Here is a 23,855-nt window from a genome sequence, read left to right on the forward strand (position 1 = left end):
TCGAGGGCGAGGAGCACGTGACCTGGTATCCCGAAGTGAAGGAACCGGTCGTGATCTCCTTCGGTGCTGCAGTAGCTGAAATACACCAGCGGGCGGACCAGTTTCCAAAACCTTACTGTCGTCATCATTTCGATCTGCAATACCTGCTGGACGGTCCGCTGCAGACGCTGGGGTCCATCCTGCAAGAGCGGCGCGGCGAAGACCTGACTTTCTTCAAGGATTACGCCGAGCACATGCGCCGGCAGATCAGCGGACTTGGAAAGGGTAAGGACATCTACGGTCTCATCCACGCCGATCTGCACGTCGGAAACATCCTGTACCATCCCGATAACGGCTACTGCATCCTTGATTTTGACCAGTGTGCCTTCGGCTGGCGGGCCTATGACGTGGCGACCTTCAAGTACAACATCATCGAGACGGTGCCCGACCATCTGACGGACGAGATCTGGCGCTGCTTCCTGGAGGGATATAACCAGGTGCGCCCATTGACGCAGGTGGAGCTGGACTGCCTGCCGGTATTCGCGAATGCCTGGACGCTATGGGATATCGGCGAGACGCTGGTGCTGGCTACGCAGTGGGGCGGTCACCGGCCGGACCTGGTCGAGGGAGATCTAAACCAGGATGAGTATCTGGACGAGGCGGTGGCGGCGTTGCGGGGGATGGTGTGAGTGTGAGTATTGTGCGAGGTTTCGCAACCAATAACGACTGACATATCATATGAGGGATTTCGAAGATAACAGATCAGTTGATTATAGTACGTTTATGCTTCTACCAAACCATACACAATTGCACTACGGGCATCGAGGTGACGGCTTCGGTCCTAGCATCGGTGAGTTGATCTATGGATAGACACCAAGCAGAGAAGCAGCTGAAAATCGCGGTAGATGATCCGAATGTACGATTTCGCGAAGGCCAATGGGAAGCGATTGACGCTCTAGTAAATCAGAGACGAAAATTGATCGTTGTTCAATATACAGGTTGGGGCAAAAGCTCAGTCTATTTCATAAGTACTCGTATTCTACGCGACCGGGGCGCCGGCGTAACGGTTATCGTATCGCCTCTCCTAGCATTGATGCGAAACCAAATTGATGCAGCGCAAAGGCTTGGTATCCGAGCGGAAACTATAAACTCCACGAATCAGTACAATTGGCCTGATATAAAACAGGATTTGCAATCCGACCGTGTTGATGCATTACTGATTTCACCAGAACGGCTTTCGAATGAGGAGTTCGTTGACGAAGTTTTGTTACCGGTGGCTGATCGCGTAGGCCTGTTTGTCGTTGATGAGGTACATTGCATCTCCGACTGGGGTCACGACTTTCGCCCCGACTATCAGCGATTGGTAAACGTGTTGAAACAAATGCCGCCGAATATGCCGGTTCTTGGTACCACCGCTACTGCCAATAACAGAGTAATTGAAGACATTGAAGCACTGCTAGGCGACATCGAAATCCATCGCGGTTCACTAGTCAGGAAAAGCCTTGTACTGCAAACACTGCGTCTACCAGATCAAGCGTCTCGGCTTGCTTGGTTAGCAAGGCATATCCCCAAGCTTCCCGGAACCGGAATTGTATATGTGCTGACAGTACGAGACGCCGAACAGGTTGCACAGTGGTTGCGACAAAAGGGGATAGAAGCATACGCTTATTATGGGAACGTGAATCACGACGACTTCGAGGACAGCAACCAGTATCGTCTTTATCTGGAAGAATGCTTGTATAAGAACGAGATAAAGACACTGGTGGCTACTACTGCTCTAGGTATGGGCTATGACAAGCCGGATGTAGGCTTTGTGGTACATTACCAGGCTCCTAGTTCTGTAGTGGCGTATTACCAACAGGTTGGCCGTGCGGGAAGAGCAATTGACACGGCTTACGGAGTTTTAATAGCAGGGATGGAGGATGATGAAATCCACGAGTATTTCCGTCGTACTGCGTTTCCAGATGAGGAACATGTAAACAGTATCCTTGCTGTTTTGGCTGAATATGATGAATTATCGATCGCCCAAATTCAGCAACATCTCAATCTCAGGTACGGGCAGATCGATAAGGTATTGAAGATACTAAGTGTTGAAAATCCATCGCCTGTGATTAGGGATGGTTACCGATGGCGCCGGACAGCGGTACCATACCAGATAGACCGCACTAAAATCGAACGCCTGTCATCGCAAAGAGAAATCGAGTGGCAGGAAGTCCAAGATTACATTGATTCAGAGATCTGCCTGATGTCCTTCCTGAGGAATTCACTCGATGATCCGGAAAACGAAAAGTGCTGGCGATGTTCAGTCTGTATTGGCGAACCTGTTTTGGATATCGATTTAGACCAATTGCCAATCGTTGAGGCAACTCGTTTCCTGAAACAAGGAGATATGCCATTCAAGACGAAAGTACGGGTAGCTGATGATGCGTTTCCAACATATGGCTTTCAAGGCTACCTGCCTCAGGAGTTACGGTCATCCGAAGGAAGGATAATGTCGCGTTGGGGAGATGCGGGTTGGGGTCGAATGATTGCTGCCGACAAGAAGACAGGTGTTTTTCGAGATGAGTTGGTGGCCGCCATGGCAGAGATGATCGAAAAGCGATGGCAACCACATCCCAAGCCAGAATGGGTAACCTGGGTACCATCGATCAGACAACCAACGTTGGTATCTGATTTTGCAATTAGACTCGCGATACAATTACAGTTGCCTTTCGTTGACGCCATACACAAGATTACAGATAATGAACCCCAGAAGGATCAGCAGAACATCTTTCATCAGAGCAAAAACCTGGATGGCGTTTTCAGGATTTCAGATCAGATTCCCGAAGGTCCCGCTATACTGGTTGATGACGTTATCGATTCAGGTTGGACAATGACGGTGCTAACCACTTTGTTGCGACAGGCTGGAGCCGGGTCGATCTATCCCGTGGCATTGGCTTCAGCGGATTCTGGGAATTGAATGTCAGAACTATATAGAACACAGGCTATCCTGTTATTAAGCGCTCATTTCTCACAGGTGGGAAATGATGCGGCCAAACCGTTGACGATCAGTGAGTGGAAGCGATTTGCAGGATGGCTTCGGAAACGCGACATGAATCCATGGGATCTAATGACCGGGGACATCCATGAGCAGTTAACGGAGTGGTCTGATAAGTCTATTACACTAGAGCGTCTTAAAAGGCTCTTGGACAGAGGTGGAGCTCTTGCAATCGCGATGGAGAAATGGACCGGTGCAGGTCTTTGGGTTCTGACACGAGAGGACTATCCAAAGCGGTTCAAAAAACGACTGGGGAACGCTGCGCCAATCGTCGTGTTTGGTAGTGGGAACAAATCCATGTTGAAGGATGGAGGGTTGGCTGTAGTAGGCTCGCGCAACGCGGCGGAGGAAGACCTGGCGTACAGTTCTGGTGTAGGGGTTGTGGCCGCTGGAAGTGGCCTAACGGTTGTGTCCGGTGGTGCGAGAGGAGTAGATGAATCCGCAATGCTTGGAGCGCTCGCAAACTGTGGTAACGTGATCGGAGTGCTAGCGGACAATCTTTTGCGAACTAGTTCGAGTCTAAAGTATCGTAGACACCTTCAGGATCAGAATCTCGTTCTGATTTCTACCACAAATCCAGAATCGGGTTTCAACACAGCCAAAGCTATGGAGCGCAATAAATACATCTACTGTCTATCTGATGCAGCGATAGTCGTTCACTCCGGCGTTAAAGGCGGCACTTGGACTGGTGCCATGGAAAATCATAGGAAGAAATGGGTGCCAACCTGGGTCAAACGTACCGCTGACAGAAAAGCAGGAAATGAGGACATTGTTAATCGAGGGGGAGGACAGTGGGCTCCTTACAAAATCGCTGATGTTGTTCAGCAAGTACGTCTCTCAGTTGATACTTCCAATCAGACATACAGTGAAGCTGAGAGCAAATTAGTAATTGGCGAAGGTAAAAACCTTTATAGTGGGATACATGCTGATTTAACACTTGGTTTGGAGACAGATATTCAAAAAGGGGGAGATGCTTCGGATGACGAAGTGGCTGGCGAATATCCAGATTCGAATGCGGAATTACATATGATCGACAAAAACTTAGGATTCTACGAGGTGTTTATTTCAAAAGTGAGGATTCTGTGTGAGAACGATCCAAAGAATCGCACGCAATTGGCTGACATATTGCAACTTAAAAAGACTCAGTTGGATGAATGGTTGAATCAAGCAGTTTTAGAAGGCAAACTTGAAAAACTGTCGAAACCAGTTCGCTATATTTGGAGATCGGCAGAGCAAGGTAAGATATTTTGAGCTCAAGTCCTATTTCTAATTGGTCTAGCCTACACGTATCTTAAAAACAGTAGCAATTCAGACTTTTATCCTCTCAACATATTCCTCGCCTCCACCACACTTTCCACCGCCTGCTCCCGTGTATCCGCCATCGCCGTCAAGTGTCCCATCTTTCTTCCGGGGCGGGCTTCCTGTTTTCCGTACAAGTGCAGCTTGACTTCCGGAATGGCCAGGGCCGCTGCCCAGTCCGGTTCGCCATTCGTCCACAGATCTCCCAATAAATTTGCCATGGCCGCGGGCCGGGGCTGCTCAGTCGATCCGAGGGGCAGACCGCACACGGAGCGGACCTGCTGCTCGAACTGGCTGGTAACACAAGCATCGAAGGTGAAGTGGCCCGAGTTGTGGACGCGGGGTGCGATCTCATTTATGATGAGGTTCTCGTCGCGGTCGAGGAAGTACTCGACGCAGGCGACCCCGACGACATCGAGGGCTTCGAAGACCTTCCTGGTTAGGTTCACGGCGGTAACGTTTACCGCGCCGGACACGTCGGCCGGGGCGGTGGTGACATCGAGTATGTGGTGGCTATGCTTGTTTTCCACCGCACCGTAGTGCGCGTAGTCGCCTGTCAATCCCCTCGCAGCAACCACGGACAGTTCCAACTTGAAGTCGATAAACGCTTCGAGCACCGCTTCCTGCCCCGCCATGGACGCCCAGGCGCGGTCCACGTCGTCGGCCGAGTCAATCTTCACCTGCCCTTTTCCGTCATAGCCGAATCCGGCCGTCTTGAGCACGGCGGGCACGCCGATTTCCGCGACGGCCACAGCAAGTTCCTCTTTCGATTTAACGTGACGAAATGACGCGACTGGAAACCCGTGTTCCGCCAAAAAAGTCTTCTCCCGCAGGCGGTTCTGCGTCGTGTGGAGGACACTTCCTTTGGGGCGAACCGGTGCAATGGGCGATGCGGCGTCGACGCATACGGCCGATATGTTCTCGAATTCCAGAGTGATAACGTCCACGTCTTCGGCGAAGCGCTTCACGGCCTCCACGTCGTCGTAGGCGGCGACGACTTCGCGGTCGGCGACGTGACCGGTGGGCGAGTCGGATTCGGGTGAGAGGGTGTGGACGCGGTAACCCATACGCCGGGCGGCAATGGCGATCATGCGACCGAGCTGGCCGCTGCCGAGGATACCGATGGTCGAACCCGGAAGGATTGGGTCGTTCATGTCGCGGCGCCGTCCGTTACGGTCTGGTCGTTCATAGCGCTCGCGACGGCCAGTTCGTGTGTTCCACTCACTGCAGCTCGTCTCCCATGACCTTGTCGGTCTGATCTTCCCGGTACGTCCTCAGTTTCTCCCGCAGGTCCGGCCGCGAGGTGGCCAGGATGGCCACGGCGAGCAGGCCCGCGTTCACTGCGCCGGACTGGCCGATGGCCAGCGTGCCCACGGGGATGCCGCGGGGCATCTGGACGATGGAGAGCAGGGAGTCCATGCCCTTGAGCGCCTTGCTTTCCACGGGTACGCCGAGGACCGGCAACAGGGTCTGGGCCGCCATCATGCCGGGGAGATGGGCCGCGCCTCCGGCGCCCGCGATGATGACTTCGAGTCCTCTTCCCTCGGCCTCGGCCGCGTATTCGGCCAGCCAGAGGGGCGTGCGGTGGGCTGAGACGATCCGGCATTCATGGGGCACGTCGAACTGCTCGAGAACGTCCCTGACTTTCTGCATGGTGTCCCAGTCGGACTTGCTGCCCATGACCACGCCGACGAGGGGATTGGGAGAAGATTGCCTTTCATTCATGGATTCACCTCTTCATCGACAAAAACACTGGCGTGGAGCAACTGAGCAACCGAATGGAAGATCGCCACGTACGACATGGCATGCCGCGTTCGGCAAGTTCGCCATTTACGGCATGGTACACCGCGAACAGTGATTAACCGTCTCAAATCTCGCATGCGTCGCCGTTACATCCCGTTTTTCTTCGTCCTGCGAACTTCAGGACAGGCGTCAGAAACAGAAACAGTCCGAAAGGAATCAACAGGGGAATCTGCATGCACACTTTGCGCGTCGCAAAGATCCCGGTGAATACCCTGTCCGTTCATTTTTCGTCCACGACGATTTCACCTGCGGGTACCTCTCCGATTGGTGACCGGTCAGTCCGCAATTCTACTCGGTCCAGCCAGTCCATGCGACCCGTGCGCTGTGCCTTCTGCGCGCAATCGGGACAGTGCTCATTGAAATACAGTCGTATACTCACTGCGAAATCTGTATACTCACTGCGAAATCTCGTCCTGCCCCAGAATATGCTCCACCACCTTCGGTCCATGCAAGCGGCTATTTTCGATGAAGATGTCGCTGCTCACGTTGCCGGCGGTGATGACGCCGATGATGTAGATACCGGGCACGTTGGATTCGAAGGTGTCGGAATCGTGTACAGGGATGTTGTTTTTGGGGTGGACTTTGACGCCCGTGCCGCTCAAGAAGGGCACGTCGGGTGTGTGGCCCGTCATGCAGAAGACGAAGTCGTTCGGGATCACGCGCTCAGTGCCCGCTGCTTCCAGGACCACATCGGTCTGTCGGATTTCCTTCACCGTGGAATCCATGATGGCCGTGATCGATCCCTCGGCGATGCGGTTCTCCAGGTCGGGCAGGACCCAGTACTTGATGCCCCGGAACGCGCTCTGGCGGTAGGACATGGTGACCCGCGCGCCGGCGCGGTAGAGGGTCAGCGCCGTCTCCACGGCCGAGCTCTTGCCGCCCACGACGAGGACGTCCCGGTCGAAGTAGGGGTGGCCCTCCTTGAAGTAGTGGAAGACCTTGGGCAGTTCCTCACCGGGCACGCCGATCCGGTTGGCGCTGTCGAAGGCGCCGGTGGCCAGGATGACTTTCCGGGTCCGGTAGTGCCGGTCGCCCTCACGCTGCGACACTGATTCGATCTCGAAGTCGCCGTCCTGGCCCGAGATGCGGGTGACCTCTTCGTATGTGTTCACCTTGAGTCCTTGGGACTCGACGAATTTCAGGTAGTAGTTCAGCGCCTCTTCCCGGGTGGGCTTGAGTCCCTGGACGATCATGGGCACGTCGCCCAGCGAGATGAGTTCCGGGGTCGAGTAGAAGACCAGGCCCGTGGGGAACTGGTAGATGGTGTGGACGATGCACTGGCGTTCCACGACCACGTAGTCCAATCCGGCTTGCTTGGCGGCGTAGGCCGCGGCGAGTCCGGCCGGGCCGGCCCCTATGATGACGGCGTCGTACAAAATCCCTCCGATCCTAATCTTCCAGTTCCATGGCGACGACCTCCCACTCCAGGTAGAGGTCTTCCAGTTCCTGCCGGGCGCGCGCATAAGCGCTGCCGACCCGTTCGACCTGCTCCCGGTCGGAGAAGGTCCCCTCCTCGCCGAGGTCGCCCTCGAGGCGGGCGATCTCCGCCTCCTTCTTCCGGATGGCCTCTTCCAGCGCCTCGGCCATCATCCGCTGCTCCTTGCGTTCCTTCTTACGGGGATCGTAGGCCGCCCCGGTCGCCCCGCCAGTCGTCCCGTCAGCCGCCCCGGCCTTTCGACGCGGTTTCTTCTCCTTCGCCCGCGCAGCGGCGAGGCGCTGCTCCTCCTTGTAGGCTCGGTACTCCGAGTAGGTGCCTTCCCAGTGGCGGACGCCTTCCTGTTCGAAGATCAGCAGCGCGCCGACCATCTGGTCGAGGAAATACCGGTCGTGGGACGCCACCATGAGCGTGCCGGGGTAGTCGGCCAGGGCCTGTTCGAGGGCCTGCCTGGAGAGGATATCCAGGTGGTTGGTCGGCTCGTCGAGGACCAGGAAGTTCGGCTCCTCCAGGATCAGCTTGGCCAGCGCCAGGCGCCCCTGCTCCCCTCCGCTCAGCAGGTTCACCTGCTTGAAGACATCGTCTCCCCGGAAGAGGAACCGGCCGAGGAGGTTGCGCACGGTGCCTTCGTTCATGCCCGGCCTGACCGACCAGAGTTCGTTCAGTACGGACCGGTCGCCCGTGAGGCTGGCCCGTTCCTGGTCGTAGTAGCCGATGTCCACGCCCGTACCCAGGCGGATGCTTCCGGACGAAGGCGTCTCCTGACCCACGATCATGCGGAGCAGCGTGGTCTTGCCCGCGCCGTTGTATCCGATCAGGCCTACACGGTCGCCCAGGTGCTGGGTGAAGTGCAGCTCCGAGAACAGCGTCCGCGTACCGTAGCTTTTGGATACGTCGTCGAGCGCGAGTACGTCCCGCCCGCTGCGCTTCATCGCCCCGAAGTTCAGAGAGGCCGTCCGGTGCTTCGTCCGCGGCTTCTCGAGGCGCTCCAGGCGCGCCAGGTGGCTCCGCCTTCCCTGGGCCTGCTTGGTCTTGACGCCCTCGATGGTCCGGCGAATGAACTCTTCCCGCTCCTGGATGAAGGCCTGCTGCTGGTCGTAGGCGCGCTGCCGCGCCTTGAGGCGTTCGGCCTTGACCTCCATGGCCCGGGTGTAATTGCCCGGGAAGTTCTGCAGACCCAGGTCTTCCAGTTCGGCGATCCGGTTCACGGTCCGGTCGAGGAAGTAGCGGTCGTGGGAAACGAGCAGGATGGCCGCCGGGTGGTCGGTGATGTACTCTTCCAGCCATTCCGTCGCGGCCACGTCCAGGTGGCTTTCCGGCTCGTCCAGCAGCAGCAGGTCCGCGTCCCCCAGCAGCAGCTTGCCCAGGCGCAGGCGCGTCTTCTGCCCGCCGCTGAGCACGTTGACCGGCAGGGGCAGGTCTTCCTCCTTGAAACCCAGCCCGTGAAGCACGGTCTTTGCGCGATGCGGGTAGGTGTAACCGCCGGCCCGTTCGAACTCTTCCGTCAGCCGGCCATACAGTCCGAGGCGTCGCTCGGACTCTTCCGCGTCGCCCTTTGCCTTCTCCAGCGCCGCTTCAGCCGTGCGCAGCTGCTTTTCCAGTGCGTGAATGCGCTCGAAGCTGCTCAGCGCCTCGTCCAGGACCGAGTTGGTGGCGGTCAGGTGCGCGTCCTGGGTCAGGTAGCCGGTCCGGAGGTCCCGACGGCGGGAGATCTCCCCCTCGTCCGGCGACAGGTCGCCGGTGATGAGCTGCAGCATGGTCGTCTTGCCGGTCCCGTTGGAACCGATCAGGCCCACGTGCTGGCCGGGGTCAATGCCCCAGCTGATGCCCTGCAGGACACATTGCGCGCCGTAGTATTTCGTGACTTTGTGGAAGGATACGAGCGGCATGGGTCAGATCGTGATTGAGAAAGTTGTAGTTGCCGAAGGAATGCTCGCGGAAGTCGCGTCCGCGGAAATCGCTTTGATGGAAATCGAGATCACGGTAGTCGCTTCGATGAAAGTCGCGTCCGCGGTATGCATACGAGTATTACAAAAAAACCATGGAAGGCTGGCAGAAAGCTTCCATGGTTTCGTCGAGTGGGATGCACTCAGTCCGGCATTTTGTATGCGTAAGACCCGGTCAGGCACGGCCTGTCCAGGCAGTCCAGGCACATATGGACCGGGGAAGTCTTTGAAAGGATGCCGACAGGCCGGGGCGGCCCCTGGGAAGTGAGCGGGTTCCGCCGGGTCGGATCAGGCAGGCCCGTGATTCAGACAGCGGCTTCCTGGGCAGTGACTTCTCCGTCCGCGTACCATTCCACGAAGTTGTAGACCCCCTTGCGGATGATCCCGCGGGGATTCCCGTGTATGTCCACCCGGTCGCTGCGCACCGTGACAATCTTGGAACGGGTATCGATCTCTTCGTCCGGCACGATGACCCGGGCCACGAAGAACTTGCCGTCCTGCTCGCAGACGCCGAATTCCATGTTCTTGCTGTTCAGATCCTGAACGCAGAACTCGATGGCTTCACGCTTTTCGAATTCGCCTGTTACCTGAATGTATTCGCCCTCGGTGGGTCCCAGTAGCTGCATACGATCGCTCTCTTCCTGCCGCGTGCCATGGTTACCGATGAAATCCAGGTCGCTTATTGAGTGCGCACGCCTCGACTCAGCGACCCCGGAATGCCGCGGGACGTTTCTCGAGAAACGCCGCGATGCCTTCCGCCTTGTCCTCTGAGGAGCTCACCGCTCCGAATTCCCGGGCTTCAAGCGCCAGGGCTTCGTCCAGCCCCTGGTCCAGCCCTTCGTTGACGCAGGTCTTGATGGAAGCCAGCGCCACGCCGCCTTTTGCGGCCATGCGCCCGGCCAGTTCCCCGACCGTATCCATCAACTTCTCCGGCGCCGTAACGCGATTGACGAGTCCGAGGCGATGGGCCTCGGCGGCATCGAACATATCGCCCGTCAACATCAACTCGAGGGCCCGTCCCCGACCGATGAGTCGCGGCAACCGTTGCGTGCCGCCCCATCCCGGGACCAGGCCGAGGTTGATTTCCGGCTGGCCGAACCGGGCTTTCTCCGAGGCGTAACGCAGGTCGCACGCCATGGCCAGTTCGCATCCGCCTCCGAGCGCCACCCCGTTCACGGCGGCAATGACCGGCAATCTGAATCCTTCGATCCGCCGGAAGAGGCGATGCCAGCGATGGGTCATTTCCTCGGCGTCCGAACCCGACAGCCGCTGCAGTTCCCGGATGTCGGCCCCGGCGGCAAAAGCCCGGTCGCCGCTACCCGTGAGCACGACCACGGAAGCGTCCGGGTCGCCGTCTAACTGGTCGAGCGCTTCACCGAGTTCACGTCCGACCTGGGCGCTGAGCACGTTCAGGGGAGGATGGTCGATCGTGATCGTGACCACCCCGCCGTCCTGCTCAATGAGGATCTGCTCAAACGACATGCAAGCGCCTTGTCGACGTGCCTGAAAATAACCCATACAACCGGGACGATTCTCTTGGAACACGGCCCGGTTTTCGCAGAAAGCGCGAACAGTTTAAGATAATGTATTTACGTCACTTCGTCAATAGGAAAGTGAAAAATTGTAACACGTTTGTCACAGAATTGCGAGGGGACTTCGAAGGAGTTTTCGCGGATAGCTGCGGACCGGAATCGTGCTGAACCGAACCCTATTCCCGGTCCCGCGCGTCGACGGTCCACTGCGCCTTACGGTGGTTGCCGTTCGTTATCTCGCGCGCTATTCCCGGTTCCGCGCGTCGACGGTCCACTGTTCGCGGCAGAGGCCGTCGCCGTCGATCACGTAGACCTGGCGATGCAGCGCGGTACAGGGGCATACGTGGGTGGGGAAGACGTATATAGGGTCGCCGACTGACTGGCCGGAACTGTCCGGGCAGTCCATGATCCAGTGTTCCTCGTTGTGCAGCCCGGGTTCGGCACCGGGAAGGTTCCAGGGGATGCCGCGCTGCCCGGCCGGATCCGAGGCGATGGACTTGTTGCCCAGGTCGAGGGTCACGCGCGTCGGCGTGGGAACGCTGATGATGCGGCTGAGTAGCAGGGCCGCGGCTTCGAAGGGCAGGTCGGGGAAGCGGCTGCTGTACCCCCAGTCCCAGAACACAGAAGTACCGGGCGAGGGTTCCACGTCTTCGGCCGGGGCATAGCACGGGAAAGATATGGAACCGCCCATGACCCGCCGCGGCACGGGCAGGCCCCGGGACTCCAGCCGGGCCTGAAAAGCGCGCACCTGGTCCAGTGCGGCGCCGCAGGCCTGCCGGCGTTCCTCGAGGTCCGCCTGGTGGTTATGGCCGTCATAGCCGTGCAGGCCGCCGGGCGTGATGCCGGGCAGGCGGTCGAGCAGCGCGTAGAGTTCGAGCGCTTCCGGCCCGGCCGCGATACCGGTGCGGTGCTGGCCCACGTCGAAGTCCAGCAGCACGTCGATGGTTACGCCTGCGCCATCCGCCGCCGCCGACAGCGCCTCGGCCGCGCCCGCATCATCCACCATGCTGCGGAAGGTCGTACCGGGATGACGACCGGCGAGGTCGACCAGGCGTCCAATGTTGGGCCCGATCATCTGGTAGGCGATGAAGACGTCCTCCACGCCCATTTCCGCCAGCATCCGCGCCTCGTAGATCGTGGCGCACTTGAACCTGTCGATCCCGGCCGCGCGCTGCATCTCGATGACGGCCCGCATCTTGTGGGTCTTTATGTGGGGACGGAGGCGTTCGGGGCCGCCCGCGATCTCCAGGGTCCGGTCGATGTTCTCCTTGAGCCGCTCCCGGTAGACCAGCATGGATGGGCTGGGAATCTCATCGACGTTGATTACGTGGTATCGGGGATCCATAGTTGCTCCTACTGTAGTTTTCCGCGCGCCGCGATGTCCCACACGGACTCGACCGTACCGTCGCGCACGCCGTAGAACCGGTCGTGGAGGTTGATGGTCGTGCAGCAATGGCTCGGGACGATGTGGAACTTGTCGCCAGGCCGCAAGATACAGGACGCGCCGGGCAGCTCGATTTTGACGTGTTCTTCGGACTGGCGCAGGATGGATGCGCCTTCCACGCCGCGGACGGACTGCAGCCCCATGTCGTTTGTCATGGTCTTCAGGCCCGCGTCGGCGACGGCGAGTTCGTCGCCGGGCCGGCTGACGATCGTGGCGTAGACCGTAAGCGCGCAGTCGAATTCGGGGATGCGTTGCTGGTAGGTGCCGTCCATCAGGATGTAGGATCCCGCCTGCACTTCGTTCACTCCCGGAAACGTCCCGGTGACCTTGTACGTCCCCGTGCCGCCGCCGCTGACCAGGTCCACGGCCAGCCCCCGCTCACGGATGTAGTCGGCGGTCTGGGTGAGCATGGTCATGGACGCCCGACAGCCGGCGTACCGTTCCTCGTCGTTCGGGTTGCCGATGATGTGGCCCTCGTAACCCATCACCCCGCGGAAGACGACACCGGGATGCCGGTCGATGGCCTGTGCGAGTTGCCAGGCGGGTTCGCCGGGCGGCACGCCGCAGCGCTCCATGCCCACATCGACTTCGATGATCATGTTCACCCGGGTGCCGGCGGCCTGCGCCGCGTCGGAGATCTCCCGTACGTTTGCTTCATGGTCCGAGGCGACGATGACGTCCGAATGGCGTGCGAGGGCGACGAGGCGGTCGATCTTGACGCGTCCGACGACCTGGTTGGCCACCAGAATGTCGCGAATGCCCGCCGCGGCCATGACCTCGGCCTCGCCCAGCTTGGCGCAGGTGACGCCCCGGGCGCCGGCCTCGATCTGCCGGTGTGCCAGGACCGGCGTCTTGTGTGTCTTGGTGTGGGGCCGCAAGTAGGCGTCCTTGTCGGCGAAGAACGCCGCCATGCGGGCGATGTTGCCTTCCATCCGATCCAGGTCGATCACCAGGGCCGGGGTGTCGATGTCCTCGATCGGACTGCCGGGACGGGCCATGAGACGTACTCCAGATTTCTCGACAGATGCGAGCCGCTAAGCGTAGTGTATTGTCAAAGTATAGCCGCCCGCGCCTGCAACTTTGCGTATTGTCAAAGTATAGCCGCCCGCACCGGTCAGGTACAGCGTAAACTATCCCTGGCTGAGACCGCCAACCGCCGTTCAGCGCTCCGGAGGTTCCGAGTACCAATCCCTCGAATCCGGGACAGGCAGGGAACTGCCGTTTTCGGCGATGGACTGCTGGCTGACGAGACCGGGCAGGGTCATGTCCATGGCCTCGTGCAGGCCGATGGACGGCTTGCGCAGGCCTTCCGCGGCTTCGATGAACTCAACCAGTTCGTGGTAGTCGCTCCCGCCGTGCCCGGCGCCTTTCGCGGCCGCCGCCCCCATCCAGTCGGGCAGGAACTCCTCTTCGAGCTCGTGAAGGTCCATCCACGTGTTCTCGTCCACGCAGCGGGACTTGAGCCAGACGCGGTACGCCTGTCCCTTGCCCCGGGCCGATTCGTAACAGCCGTCGGTCCCCTGGAGCTGGTAGTTGGTCAGCGCGTGGGGCCGGTCGGAGGTAAGGTCCATGCGGATCTTGGCCAGGCCGCCGCCCGCCATCTTGCAGAGCATGACGCTCGTGTCCTGGGCGTAGGCCCTGCCCTCCGTGTCCAGGTAGTGGTGGCCGCTGCCGTGACAGGTCACGTACGCCACGCGGTCGTCGAACCACTGGAGGATGGGCCCCAGACTGTGGGTCCCGTAGGTGATGCCGTCGATGCCCGACTGCCAGTGGCGGCGCCAGACCTGTTCGGGCGGCAGTCCCCGGGCCGCCAGGCGTTGCTCGTCGTATCCCTTGAGCTCGTGAAGGTATTCTCCCTCGGCGTAGTAGGGCGTGCCGAAATGCCCCGCCTTGACGAGCGCCTTCACCAGCACGTTCTCGCGGATGTAGGTGTAGTTTTCGCCCATCATGTATACGCGTCCGGAGGACTGGGCCGCCCGGACGATCGCCCGGCACTCCTCGACCGAAACCGCCGCCGGGACCTCGCTGAATACGTGCCGTCCCCGGTCCAGCGCGGCGATGGCCTGCGGCGCATGAAGCGGCATGGGGGTGGCGATGATCACGCCGTCTAGGTCGGACCGTTCGAGCATTTCATCGTAGTCGGTGTACTGCTCCGAAGCGCCCAGCAGCTCCGCGGTGGCGGGCAGCGCGCCGGCGTCGATGTCGCACACGGCGTGGACGCGCACACGGGGGAGGGCGTCGCAGGCGGCGCGGAAGCTCATGCCCCGTCCGCATGCCCCGGCGATGCCCAGGTGGAACTGTTCCCGAGTTTTGTTCATAGTCGAACTCTTCCATGGCCGGCTGGTCAACCCGGTTCATCCACGCCGGCGGCGCGTCACAACCGTGGATTCGGCCGTCGCATCGGGGGACGTCGTCAGCTCGTTACACCATCCTGCATATCAGCTCACCAGCGTGGCGATCCGCCGCATGCACACCGCCAGGAAGATCTCCTGGGCGCCCGGCAGATCCTGGTGGGCGTCGCTGTCGATGAAGTGGTTCATGGTCATGATAATGAGATACACCGACAGGGTGTCAAGGGGACTCTGTTCGATGACGGGGTGGCTGTCGCGGATGAGCGCCGCGAGCAACCGGGCCTGTTCCATCATGGACGGCACGTCGTTGCGTTCGTAGGCCTGGGTGAACAGCGCGAAGAGGCTTTCCACGCTCCGGCGGGTGTCTTCGGGGACGGCCTTCGAATCGGTAAACCGGGTTACGGTCCGCTTGATCATGCGTTCCAGTTCGCCGTAGCGTTCGTTTTCCTCCATGGACAGCAGCTTGTAGAAGCGGTCGCCGGCGCCCAGCGTGTGGCAGATATTGTTGAGCAGCTGCAGCCGAACCGCGGGCGATGTGAAGGACCCCAGGCGGTCGAAGGTCGGCTTGATGATGCGGTAGTCCTCGCGGTGGCTCAGGGCCTCCACGAGCGTGGGGAAGGTCAACGGGTCCACGTTGTTCGAGAAATGCCAGAACAGCAGTTCCTGCACGTCGTCGCCTTCCATCTGGCCCAGTCCGGAAATGGCGCTGATCCGCACCCTGGGATCTTCGTCTTCCAGGGCCTCGACCAGCGGGTCTACCGCCCTGGCGTGTTTCAGTTGGCCCAAAGCTTCGGCCGCCTCGCTGCGAATGTCCGAAGAAGGACTCTCCAGTTCCCGTATGAGCGAGTCCACCGCCACCTCCGAGCCGGTTTCCCCCAGCGCCCGCGCGGCCTGCCGTCGCACCTTGGAGCTGGCGTCGGACAGGGCCTGGACGAGGTGGTCGATGGCCATGGGATTCCGGGACCGACCCAGCCTGTAGGCCGCCCTCGCGCGCCGGTCTTCGGCCGTGGCCACGTTGAACACGATGTAGTTGAAGGTGTAGCTCAGCAGGTTGCCGCGGAACATGTTTGAAAGAAGCTGCTGGGACGAGATGGAGCGGGCGTCGCGTACCGGCCGGAGCAGGAACAGCGGCACGAAACGCATGATCCCGCTCAGGAAGAACAGGAGATTGATGTCCTGGATGAGGAACCCGGCCACGGTGAAACGGACCCCGGCCAGCGAAGCCACCAGGATGCCTCCAAGGAGCGGCCCGGCGGCATAGAGCAGGTTGATCGACGTGGACCACGAGGCCATGTAGGCGACCCGCTCGTCCTGGTTCTCCTTCGGGAGCAGCGCGTACTGCAGGGGCGTGACGCCCAGGTTGATGCCGCCCATGATGAGGCCGGAAAGCAACATGGCGACGGCCACCATGGCGTGATTGCCGGGTTGGCACAGGCCCCAGAGAAAGGCGTTCAGCGCGCCGGGGATGATGAGGATCTGGAGGACCGGCTTGCTGCCGAAGCGATCGATGATCACGCTCCAGGCGCGGTACCCCGCGATGGTGGCGAGCGTGCCCAGGGCGCTCAGCAGGGAAATGGCGGTGTAGCCGAACCCCAGGCGGTCGAGCATGAACACGCTGAAGAGCGGACCGGAGAGCCCGAGGGCGAACTGCCAGGACGCGTAGAATGTGACCAGCTGGCGGAAGTTCCGGTCCCTGAATGGCTGCAGCAGGTGGCGCAGGGGATTCCGGGTCTCGGTCTCGTCGACGCGGGTCGGGTAAGGCGTGCGCTTGAGAAACAGCGGCCCGGCGGCGCCGCAAAGGGTGCCAACGACGAAGACCACCACAAAGGCCATGAGCTTTTCGTCATCCGGAAACCAGTCCACGAAACGGCCCGTCATGACGCCCACCGCCGCGCCCACGAGGCTGTTGACGATGGTCTGACGGCTCGTGAAGCGGGCGCGGATGTTTTCCGGGACGGTGCCGGCGACCCAGCTCGAGTAGAACGGCGTGTAGATGTACCCCGCGGTCAGCCCGGCGACCAGGAAGATGAGCAGCATCCGTTGGTGCAGCGATTCAACGAAGAGGAAGGGGATGGTGATCATGAGCCCCCGGAACAACGCCTCCAGCACGCCGTTCCAGACGACCCAGCGCTTCTTGTTCTCGATGGACTTGCTGAAGAGGGAGGAAATGATCTGCACCGGGGCGAGGATCGATGCGATCGCGGAGTAGAAAGCGATGTCCGACGCGTCCAGTCCAAGGGACAACACGAAACCCGCGAAGACGGCCGTGTTCGTCCCGACCATCTGGCCCCAGGCCCCCCAGAGTCCTCTCACGACGATAAAGGATCGTAGCGATCGGTTGACTTCGCCTCGTGACAGCATGTTGGGTTGCTCCGTTGGCTTGTCCGGACTGGCGGTCACGCGGTTCCCGCGGTTTCGGCCGCGGTAAACCAGGCGTTCCCGTCGGTCACGTAGTCACGCGACAATCTGCCCAGCCCGTCATAAACTGCGAGTCCCGCGAAATGCGCCTCAGAATAGGAGCGCCGTGCCGGTAACGTCAAGAATATAAAAGAAAAAGCGAGAATCGTGGCCGGCATTTCCACTATTCCATTTATAATCACAATGGTATCGGATCATTTGAAAGGAGCATGGAAATGGAAACCATATCGATCTGGATCCAACCGGCCGTACTGGTGACCGCCTTTATCTTCTTCTGGCGTGAGGCCAAGGGCAGCAGACGGGAAATCAAAGCTGAAATGCTTGAAATAGAATCCAGGATTCTCGACCGGATGGACGAGAAATTCAAAGCGGTGGAAAGGCGGTTTGACGAAGTGGACAGGCGGTTCGATGCTGTTGACCGGCGGTTTGACCGGCTGGAGGAACGTACGTCTTCTGTCGAAATTCAACAGGGCAGACTGGATGAAAGGATAACGGCTGCGCAGGGCCGCGTGGACGAAATGGACAGCAAGAATTGAAGGAATATACGTCAGAATCAAATCAAATTGACAACCGAGCCAAATATCGTACATTATTATCAGGTAGATTAAGACCGCGGCCTTCACAACCAGCCCGACGGGATCCATGCGACGAGCCACCCTCTTCCTCATCATACCGTTAATCGTTCTTCTGGCAGCGGCCAGCACGGCCATTTCACAGGTAAACTCGGTCATGGCCGAAGCCAGGGAACGCCTCGCCGCGTTGGTCGAGGAGCAGTTGATCGCGCCATGCTGCTGGCGCGCCCCGCTGAGCCAGCACTACTCGGGTACCGCGGAAAGGATGAAAGAGGATCTCCGGGAAATGCTCGCCAACGGAAAGACGCAAACGGATATCATCGAATATTACAAGGCCATGTACGGGGAACGCATCCTTTCCTCCCCGCCCAATGCCGGATTCAACCGGCTGGCCTATCTCTTCACACCGCTCATGTTCCTCGTCGGCGCCGGGATCATCTTCCTCACGTTGCGCCGGTGGCGGGCAGGACGAATGAGCCGTGGTGATCCCGCGCCCGTCGCAGGGCCGGCCGCCGACCCCCGGCACCGAGACCGCATCGACGCGGAACTGAACGCCTACGACTGATCCCGTTTCTGCCGCTCCACCCAGGCCTCACCCTCGCCGTAACTTTCGAAGATATCCTCCAACAGCACTTCCAGCGCCGGGCTGAAGTACCGGCCGCGTCGCCAGGCCACGCCGATGTCGCGGCTGAATTCGAAACCCTCGACGGCAACCTCCCGAAGCGTACCGGCCGCGATGGATTCCTGGACCGTCAGTGATGGCAGGAAGGAAATCCCCACGCCGGCCTCCACGAGTTTCCGCATGGCCTCCGGACTGCGCATTTCCATAACGACCCGCGGCGACACGCCCACCTCGGTGAATCGTTCGTCCACGATCCGCCGCGACACGGAATCCTCGTGAAAGAGGATCAGCGGCTGTTCCGCCACCTCAGTCGGCACGACCGACGTCCGGCCGGCGAAGGGATGGCCGCCACCGACGACAAGCGGCATGGCATCGTGGTAGATGGACATGGTCTCGATGCGGGGATGGGTATACGGCAGGGTGATCAGGGCGAACTCCGACCGGTTGGCCAGGAGTTCCTCCACCAGGTACTGGGAAGGCGAGACGTGCACGGACAGTTCCAGTTCCGGATACCGCTCCACGTAGCGCTTGAGGATATCGGTGAGCAGGTAGGTCACCGCGGCGTCGGTGGCCCCGAAGGCGAATCCCTCGCCCGGCAGGACGTCCCCGCTGGCCAGCCGGTTCTCCGCCTCCTCGGCGAGGTCCTGGATGCGCACGGCGTAGTCGACCAGCGCCCGGCCTTCCATGGTCAGCGAAACGTGGCGGCTTCCCCGGTTGAACAGCTTCACGCCCAGCGTCTCCTCCAGTTCCCGCACGCCGTTGCTCACCGTGGGCTGCGTCACGTGCATGTCCCGCGCCGCACGGGAGAAACTCTCTCGCCGCGCGACGGCCAGGAAGTACTGCAGGTAGTACAGGTTCATGGTGTTTACTCTTTTAGCTATAGATAACGTCTATAGATAATATAACAATTATTTATTTGAGTTATATGAAAAATGAGGTTTCTTATTGCGATAGATGTATCGGAGATCCCATTGAGCATTTCATTCATTCTTCAATACTCCGGGGGCGCGTAACTCTGAGCGCGTGACGTTGAGCACGTGACGTTGAGCGCATGACGTTGAGCACGTGACAAGGTGCGTGACGCGGGCCCGGCGACGGAAGGAAAGCGGGGAAAACATGAGCAGCAAAGTCAGAGTGGCCATCGTCGGCGTGGGCAACTGCGCCTCGTCCCTGGTGCAGGGCGTGGAGTACTACCGCAGCGCCGCGCAGGACGAGTTCATTCCGGGCCTGATGCACGCCAACCTGGGTGGCTATCACATCAGCGACGTCGAGTTCTCGGCCGCCTTCGACGTGGGTGCGGACAAGGTGGGCAAGGACCTCAGCGAGGCCATTTTCGCCCATCCCAACAACACGGTGAAGTTCGCCGACGTGCCGAACCTGGGCGTACCTGTGCAGCGGGGCATGACCCACGACGGCCTCGGCAAGTACCTCAGCGAGGTCATCGATAAGGACACGGGTGATACCGTCGACGTGGTCGAGGTGCTGAAGGAAACGAAGACGGACGTGGTGGTAAGCTATCTGCCTGTGGGCAGCGAGGAAGCCACGAAGTGGTACGTGGAGCAGATCCTGCAGGCCGGCTGCGGCTTCGTGAACTGCGTCCCGGTCTTCATCGCGAGCACGGGACACTGGCCGGAGCGATTCCGCAAGCACGGCCTGCCCATCATCGGCGACGACATCAAGTCCCAGGTGGGCGCCACCATCACCCACCGCGTGCTGACCCGCCTGTTCGCGGACCGCGGCGTCAAGGTCCTGCGCTCCTACCAGCTCAACTTCGGCGGCAACACCGATTTCTACAACATGCTGGAGCGCTCGCGGCTCGAGTCCAAGAAGATAAGCAAGACCAACGCGGTGACGTCCCAGCTCAGTTACGACATGGGCGAGGACAACATCCACGTCGGTCCCAGCGACCACGTACCGTGGCTCGAAGACCGCAAGTGGTGCCACATCCGCATGGAAGGCGAGACCTTCGGCGGCGTGCCGCTGAACCTCGAGCTCAAGCTGGAAGTCTGGGATTCGCCCAACTCGGCCGGCGTGGTCATCGACGCGGTGCGGTGCTGCAAGCTGGCCCTGGACAACGGCCTCAGCGGTCCCCAGCTCGGCCCTTCGTCCTACTTCATGAAGTCCCCGCCCGAGCAGTACGCCGACGACGTGTGCCGCCGCCTGGTGGAGGAGTTCATCGAGGAATACGGCAAGCAGTCGGACCGTCCCGCGGAAGCGCCCGCGCAGGCCCCCGCGGAAGTGCCGGTCGAAGAACCCGTTCTCGGCAGCTGACAGGGAACAGGGACCCATGGCCAAGCGCCTTCGCGTCGCCGCCATCTGCACGATCTATTTCCCCGGCGCCCACGCGGACGTCATCGTCTCCAAGTTCCTGAAGGGCTGGTCGGTCGACGAGGGATACTTCGCCCCCGAAGTGGACGTCGTATCTCTCTACATCGACCATGTCCTCGAGAACGACATCGGCCTGCAACTGGCCGAGAAGTTCGGCGTGCCCGTCTACCCGAGCATACGCCGCGCGCTGCACGCGGGCGGCGACAGCCTGGGGGTGGACGCGGTGCTGCTCATCGGCGAGCACGGCGACTACCCGTGGAACGAGCGGGGCCGCCACATGTATCCGCGGCGGTACTTCTTCGAGCAGATCGCCGGCGTCTTCGCCGAGAGCGGCCGTTCCGTGCCCGTGTTCAGCGACAAGCACCTCGCCTACGACTACCGGGACGCACAGTGGATGTGGAACCGGGCGGAGGAACTGGACATCCCCCTGATGGCCGGCTCCTCCCTGCCCCTGGCCTGGCGCGAACCGTGGATCGAGTACGACCTCGAAACCAACGTCGAAGAGGCGCTTACCGTGGGGTTCGGCGGGATCGAATCCTACGGCTACCACACCCTGGAGGCACTGCAGTGCATGGTCGAGCGGCGGATCGGCGGGGAGACGGGCGTGGCTTCGGTTCGGTGCCTGGAAGGCGACGAAATGTGGCGGGCCTGTGAGGAGGGCCTGTGGTCGCGGGACCTGATGGATGCGGCCCTCGACGCCATACCCGGCAAGCCGGAAGGATCGGCGCGGGATCACGCGAAGGAACCGGCGGTCTTCCTGGTGGAGCGGCGCGACGGGCTGAGGACGACGACCCTCATGCTCGGCGGCTACATCGAGACCTGGGCCTACGCCGCCCGGGTCGACGGCAACGTGCACAGGGCCGTCTTCAACCTGGTTCGCGAGGGCAACCACGCCCACTTCGGCTACCTGTGCGCCAATATCCAGCAGTTCTTCCTGACGGGCGCCGCGCCGTACCCGCCCGAGCGGACGCTGCTGGTCACGGGCATCGTCGACGCCGTGATGAACAGCCGGCACGAAGACCATCGCCGCATCGAAACCCCGTGGCTCGACGTCGCGTACAAATCCTATACGGAAATGCCATGCAGGCCTGTCGCCACCCAGCCGGAGGGCGGCAGCGTCGACCCCGAGGCGCCGGATATCACGGGCCGGGTGTAGTCACGGGAAAGGTTTGAGGGAAGAAGCGTTTGAGGGAACAAGAACCGATGAACATCGAACCCCGACAGAAGCAGTTCGACTTCGACGGCCCCGAGGCCATCAGGCCGGAAGTCCTGGAGACCTTCCCGTACGAATCCAAGGGCGATCCCCTCGACGTGGATATCGATACGGACGAGTTTACGGCGGTCTGCCCCTGGACGGGGTTGCCGGATTTCGGTGAGGTGATCGTGTCCTACGTGCCGGACGAGAAGGTCCTCGAACTGCGGTCCTACAAGTACTACCTGCTCTCCTACCGGAACGTCGGCATGGTGCAGGAGCACGTCACGCGCCGGATCCTCGACGACCTCGCCGCCGCCGTACAGCCGGTCCGCATGACAGTCAGTACCGACTACCGGAAACGCGGCGGCATCCACACGACCTGCACGGCGGAGTACGAGAAGAATTAAAAACGGCGTTCGAACCGGGCTCCCGGCCTAACCGCAGTGTTCGTTGAAGGCCATCATCAGCCGCTGGGCCACGTCGAGCGCCGTGCGGCCCTCGATGTCATGACGTTCCAGCATGAACGCCACCTGGCCGTCCTTCATCAGCGCGATCTGCGGCGATGACGGGAAATACCCCTTGAAGTAATCCCTCGCCTTGCTCGTGGCTTCCAGGTCCATGCCGGCGAAGACCGTGGTGATCCGGTCCGGCTTTTTCCTGTTCTGCAGGGCCATGGCGACGCCGGGCCGGGCATTGGCCGCCGCGCAGCCGCAGACGGAATTGACCACGACCAGCGCCGTACCCTCGTGCTCCTCCAACAGCGCGTCCACCTCGTCGGCGGTCTTCAACTCTTCCACGCCCAGGTCCGTCAGCTCCCGGCGCATGGGTTCAACGAGTACGGGATCGTACATGCTGTGATGCCTCCTCGGGTTTTGATGAGCGTCACGATCATTCAGGCGATGATCGTATATTATACCTGCGCGACCAACGATTCAATTCAATTTACTATTAAATGTTAACTTTCACGCGGCGTCCCCCGCGGCCCTCCCTAAGTTCGCTCCGCCTGCGACGCCTCGAAGGCAGCCTCCAGCGTACGGTAGGCCAGGCCGGCTGCGTCCAGGGGATCGTAGTCCTCGCGCTGCTGCACCATCATGCTCACTTCCACGGTAATGTAATCGTCGTATCCCGCCGCCTGCATGGCGTCCAGGTACTCCACGTAATCGAAATCGCCCTCGCCGGGGATCAGGAACTCGAAGTCCGGCACCCGGCCCCGCTGGTCCTTCACGTGGGTGTGCACGGTGTAGGGCGCCAGGGCCGCCACGCTTTCCGCCGTGGGCACGCCGGCCACATCGAAGTGGCTGATGTCGTAGTTGAGCTTCAGGTACTCGGAATCGATCTGCTCGAGCAGCCACAGGGTCCGCTCCACGTCGCAGAGGCAGCAGCCGATGTGGGGCTCCATGGCAATGACCACGCCGTGGCGGGCGCCGTAATCCACGAGATCGCCCGTCTCGTTCAGCAACCGGTCCCGCACGCCGGTCCAATCCTCTGGCCCGCCTGGCCGGCCGCCGGGCGTGGTGTCCAGGCAGGGCACGAGATGGTCCATGGTCAGGTCCGCGCAAAGATCCACGGTCTCCATAAGCCGTTTCATGTTGGCGGCGTGCAGGCGCACGTCGGGCTCGAGGAGGCTGGTGTGCCCGGCGATGGCGGGCATCTCCACGCCGTGCTTTGCGAAGAGGCCGCGGATCCGGCGGCGTTCCTCGGCGTCGAGCGTGCCAAGCTCCGTGACATAGCCCGGAATGACGGTGATTTCGATGCCGTCGTAACCCAGGGAAGCCAGGTGGGGTACCGCTTCGTCCAACTCGACGGCCGGCATGCCCCAGGTGGAATAGCCGAGTTTCATAGATCTCCGTCTCTGCGGCCGCAATGCCGGTCGGCCATGCCGTGACTCAACGCC

At 60.6% G+C, this 23,855-nt stretch carries 22 protein-coding genes; 9 read left to right on the forward strand and 13 right to left on the reverse strand.

All coding sequences use genetic code 11. The annotated features are described in order from the left end of the window. The 3 genes from OXH56_04265 to OXH56_04275 form a co-directional block, all read left to right on the forward strand. Window positions 1-668: phosphotransferase (locus tag OXH56_04265; protein MCY3554519.1), on the forward strand; the 668-nt coding region annotated here is incomplete at its 5' end. 173 nt (window positions 669-841) lie between these two features. Continuing rightward, on the forward strand, window positions 842-2,938 hold the full coding sequence (locus tag OXH56_04270) for a RecQ family ATP-dependent DNA helicase (protein ID MCY3554520.1): 2,097 nt from the start codon (window positions 842-844) through the stop codon (window positions 2,936-2,938). Between the two features lie 132 nt (window positions 2,939-3,070). After that, window positions 3,071-4,267 carry a DNA-processing protein DprA gene (locus tag OXH56_04275; GenBank protein ID MCY3554521.1) on the forward strand — a complete coding sequence of 399 codons (1,197 nt, stop codon included), beginning with the start codon at window positions 3,071-3,073 and terminating at the stop codon, window positions 4,265-4,267. A 65-nt stretch (window positions 4,268-4,332) separates the two neighbouring features. Here OXH56_04275 and OXH56_04280 read toward each other — a convergent pair whose 3' ends face one another. The 4 genes from OXH56_04280 to OXH56_04295 all read right to left on the reverse strand — a co-directional run bounded on the left by OXH56_04280 (window position 4,333) and on the right by OXH56_04295 (window position 9,442). After that, window positions 4,333-5,469 (reverse strand): 5-(carboxyamino)imidazole ribonucleotide synthase, encoded by a 1,137-nt coding sequence (locus OXH56_04280; GenBank protein MCY3554522.1) that lies wholly within the window; start codon window positions 5,467-5,469, stop codon window positions 4,333-4,335. 67 nt (window positions 5,470-5,536) lie between these two features. After that, window positions 5,537-6,040: a 5-(carboxyamino)imidazole ribonucleotide mutase gene (gene purE / locus OXH56_04285; protein MCY3554523.1), complete on the reverse strand. Its 504-nt coding sequence runs from the start codon at window positions 6,038-6,040 to the stop codon at window positions 5,537-5,539. Window positions 6,041-6,513: 473 nt separating this feature from the next. Next, on the reverse strand, window positions 6,514-7,494 hold the full coding sequence (locus tag OXH56_04290; protein MCY3554524.1) for a YpdA family putative bacillithiol disulfide reductase: 981 nt from the start codon (window positions 7,492-7,494) through the stop codon (window positions 6,514-6,516). A 13-nt stretch (window positions 7,495-7,507) separates the two neighbouring features. Then, window positions 7,508-9,442, reverse strand: coding sequence for an ABC-F family ATP-binding cassette domain-containing protein (locus tag OXH56_04295; GenBank protein ID MCY3554525.1), 1,935 nt, complete (start codon window positions 9,440-9,442; stop codon window positions 7,508-7,510). Between OXH56_04295 and OXH56_04300 the strand changes: the two genes are divergently transcribed. Next, window positions 9,441-9,767: a hypothetical protein gene (locus OXH56_04300; protein MCY3554526.1), complete on the forward strand. Its 327-nt coding sequence runs from the start codon at window positions 9,441-9,443 to the stop codon at window positions 9,765-9,767. The two genes, OXH56_04295 and OXH56_04300, sit on opposite strands and share 2 nt — an antisense overlap. A gap of 37 nt (window positions 9,768-9,804) precedes the next feature. On the opposite strand, the gene OXH56_04305 is transcribed toward OXH56_04300, so the two are convergent. The 6 genes from OXH56_04305 to OXH56_04330 form a co-directional block, all read right to left on the reverse strand. Continuing rightward, window positions 9,805-10,125, reverse strand: a complete 321-nt coding sequence (locus tag OXH56_04305) for a hypothetical protein (protein ID MCY3554527.1) — start codon at window positions 10,123-10,125, stop codon at window positions 9,805-9,807. 76 nt (window positions 10,126-10,201) lie between these two features. Beyond that, the gene (locus OXH56_04310; protein MCY3554528.1) at window positions 10,202-10,981 is read right to left on the reverse strand and encodes an enoyl-CoA hydratase-related protein; all 780 of its coding nucleotides are present in this window, start codon (window positions 10,979-10,981) and stop codon (window positions 10,202-10,204) included. A 294-nt stretch (window positions 10,982-11,275) separates the two neighbouring features. Beyond that, window positions 11,276-12,376 carry a D-TA family PLP-dependent enzyme gene (locus tag OXH56_04315; protein MCY3554529.1) on the reverse strand — a complete coding sequence of 367 codons (1,101 nt, stop codon included), beginning with the start codon at window positions 12,374-12,376 and terminating at the stop codon, window positions 11,276-11,278. An 8-nt stretch (window positions 12,377-12,384) separates the two neighbouring features. Continuing rightward, on the reverse strand, window positions 12,385-13,473 hold the full coding sequence (locus OXH56_04320) for a DSD1 family PLP-dependent enzyme (protein MCY3554530.1): 1,089 nt from the start codon (window positions 13,471-13,473) through the stop codon (window positions 12,385-12,387). Window positions 13,474-13,635: 162 nt separating this feature from the next. Further along, entirely contained in the window at window positions 13,636-14,793 is a 1,158-nt protein-coding gene (locus OXH56_04325) for a Gfo/Idh/MocA family oxidoreductase (GenBank protein ID MCY3554531.1), read from the reverse strand. A 120-nt stretch (window positions 14,794-14,913) separates the two neighbouring features. Beyond that, window positions 14,914-17,187 carry an MFS transporter gene (locus OXH56_04330; protein MCY3554532.1) on the reverse strand — a complete coding sequence of 758 codons (2,274 nt, stop codon included), beginning with the start codon at window positions 17,185-17,187 and terminating at the stop codon, window positions 14,914-14,916. Between the two features lie 266 nt (window positions 17,188-17,453). Here OXH56_04330 and OXH56_04335 point away from each other — a divergent pair, with 266 nt between their 5' ends. Together OXH56_04335 and OXH56_04340 are read left to right on the forward strand one after the other, a co-directional pair. After that, entirely contained in the window at window positions 17,454-17,780 is a 327-nt protein-coding gene (locus tag OXH56_04335; protein ID MCY3554533.1) for a hypothetical protein, read from the forward strand. A 106-nt stretch (window positions 17,781-17,886) separates the two neighbouring features. After that, on the forward strand, window positions 17,887-18,381 hold the full coding sequence (locus OXH56_04340) for a cytochrome c-type biogenesis protein CcmH (GenBank protein MCY3554534.1): 495 nt from the start codon (window positions 17,887-17,889) through the stop codon (window positions 18,379-18,381). On the opposite strand, the gene OXH56_04345 is transcribed toward OXH56_04340, so the two are convergent. Further along, on the reverse strand, window positions 18,372-19,298 hold the full coding sequence (locus OXH56_04345; protein MCY3554535.1) for a LysR family transcriptional regulator: 927 nt from the start codon (window positions 19,296-19,298) through the stop codon (window positions 18,372-18,374). The two genes, OXH56_04340 and OXH56_04345, sit on opposite strands and share 10 nt — an antisense overlap. A gap of 256 nt (window positions 19,299-19,554) precedes the next feature. On the opposite strand from OXH56_04345, the gene OXH56_04350 reads away from it, so the two are divergent. The 3 genes from OXH56_04350 to queF are packed head-to-tail and all read left to right on the forward strand — an operon-like array spanning window position 19,555 to window position 22,368. Then, on the forward strand, window positions 19,555-20,709 hold the full coding sequence (locus OXH56_04350; protein ID MCY3554536.1) for an inositol-3-phosphate synthase: 1,155 nt from the start codon (window positions 19,555-19,557) through the stop codon (window positions 20,707-20,709). A gap of 16 nt (window positions 20,710-20,725) precedes the next feature. Beyond that, window positions 20,726-21,922: a hypothetical protein gene (locus OXH56_04355; protein ID MCY3554537.1), complete on the forward strand. Its 1,197-nt coding sequence runs from the start codon at window positions 20,726-20,728 to the stop codon at window positions 21,920-21,922. Between the two features lie 47 nt (window positions 21,923-21,969). Continuing rightward, window positions 21,970-22,368 carry a preQ(1) synthase gene (queF, locus tag OXH56_04360; protein MCY3554538.1) on the forward strand — a complete coding sequence of 133 codons (399 nt, stop codon included), beginning with the start codon at window positions 21,970-21,972 and terminating at the stop codon, window positions 22,366-22,368. Window positions 22,369-22,395: 27 nt separating this feature from the next. On the opposite strand, the gene OXH56_04365 is transcribed toward queF, so the two are convergent. Together OXH56_04365 and OXH56_04370 are read right to left on the reverse strand one after the other, a co-directional pair. After that, window positions 22,396-22,812: a BrxA/BrxB family bacilliredoxin gene (locus tag OXH56_04365; GenBank protein ID MCY3554539.1), complete on the reverse strand. Its 417-nt coding sequence runs from the start codon at window positions 22,810-22,812 to the stop codon at window positions 22,396-22,398. 137 nt (window positions 22,813-22,949) lie between these two features. Beyond that, window positions 22,950-23,801 carry a sugar phosphate isomerase/epimerase gene (locus OXH56_04370; GenBank protein MCY3554540.1) on the reverse strand — a complete coding sequence of 284 codons (852 nt, stop codon included), beginning with the start codon at window positions 23,799-23,801 and terminating at the stop codon, window positions 22,950-22,952. Between the last annotated feature and the right edge of the window lie 54 nt (window positions 23,802-23,855).

It is taken from the genome of Gemmatimonadota bacterium, assembly GCA_026702745.1.
Classification (GTDB): domain Bacteria; phylum JAAXHH01; class JAAXHH01; order JAAXHH01; family JAAXHH01; genus JAAXHH01.

Coding starts and splice junctions, on each gene's coding strand:
- OXH56_04325 (MCY3554531.1), bottom strand. CDS start 14,793: ATGAACAAAACTCGGGAACAGTTCCACCTGGGCATCGCCGGGGCATGC.
- OXH56_04315 (MCY3554529.1), bottom strand. CDS start 12,376: ATGGATCCCCGATACCACGTAATCAACGTCGATGAGATTCCCAGCCCA.
- OXH56_04320 (MCY3554530.1), bottom strand. CDS start 13,473: ATGGCCCGTCCCGGCAGTCCGATCGAGGACATCGACACCCCGGCCCTG.
- OXH56_04370 (MCY3554540.1), bottom strand. CDS start 23,801: ATGAAACTCGGCTATTCCACCTGGGGCATGCCGGCCGTCGAGTTGGAC.
- OXH56_04345 (MCY3554535.1), bottom strand. CDS start 19,298: ATGAACCTGTACTACCTGCAGTACTTCCTGGCCGTCGCGCGGCGAGAG.
- OXH56_04280 (MCY3554522.1), bottom strand. CDS start 5,469: ATGAACGACCCAATCCTTCCGGGTTCGACCATCGGTATCCTCGGCAGC.
- OXH56_04275 (MCY3554521.1), top strand. CDS start 3,071: ATGAATCCATGGGATCTAATGACCGGGGACATCCATGAGCAGTTAACG.
- OXH56_04330 (MCY3554532.1), bottom strand. CDS start 17,187: ATGCTGTCACGAGGCGAAGTCAACCGATCGCTACGATCCTTTATCGTC.
- OXH56_04355 (MCY3554537.1), top strand. CDS start 20,726: ATGGCCAAGCGCCTTCGCGTCGCCGCCATCTGCACGATCTATTTCCCC.
- OXH56_04340 (MCY3554534.1), top strand. CDS start 17,887: ATGCGACGAGCCACCCTCTTCCTCATCATACCGTTAATCGTTCTTCTG.
- OXH56_04300 (MCY3554526.1), top strand. CDS start 9,441: ATGGGTCAGATCGTGATTGAGAAAGTTGTAGTTGCCGAAGGAATGCTC.
- queF (MCY3554538.1), top strand. CDS start 21,970: ATGAACATCGAACCCCGACAGAAGCAGTTCGACTTCGACGGCCCCGAG.
- OXH56_04295 (MCY3554525.1), bottom strand. CDS start 9,442: ATGCCGCTCGTATCCTTCCACAAAGTCACGAAATACTACGGCGCGCAA.
- OXH56_04365 (MCY3554539.1), bottom strand. CDS start 22,812: ATGTACGATCCCGTACTCGTTGAACCCATGCGCCGGGAGCTGACGGAC.
- OXH56_04305 (MCY3554527.1), bottom strand. CDS start 10,125: ATGCAGCTACTGGGACCCACCGAGGGCGAATACATTCAGGTAACAGGC.
- purE (MCY3554523.1), bottom strand. CDS start 6,040: ATGAATGAAAGGCAATCTTCTCCCAATCCCCTCGTCGGCGTGGTCATG.
- OXH56_04350 (MCY3554536.1), top strand. CDS start 19,555: ATGAGCAGCAAAGTCAGAGTGGCCATCGTCGGCGTGGGCAACTGCGCC.
- OXH56_04310 (MCY3554528.1), bottom strand. CDS start 10,981: ATGTCGTTTGAGCAGATCCTCATTGAGCAGGACGGCGGGGTGGTCACG.
- OXH56_04270 (MCY3554520.1), top strand. CDS start 842: ATGGATAGACACCAAGCAGAGAAGCAGCTGAAAATCGCGGTAGATGAT.
- OXH56_04335 (MCY3554533.1), top strand. CDS start 17,454: ATGGAAATGGAAACCATATCGATCTGGATCCAACCGGCCGTACTGGTG.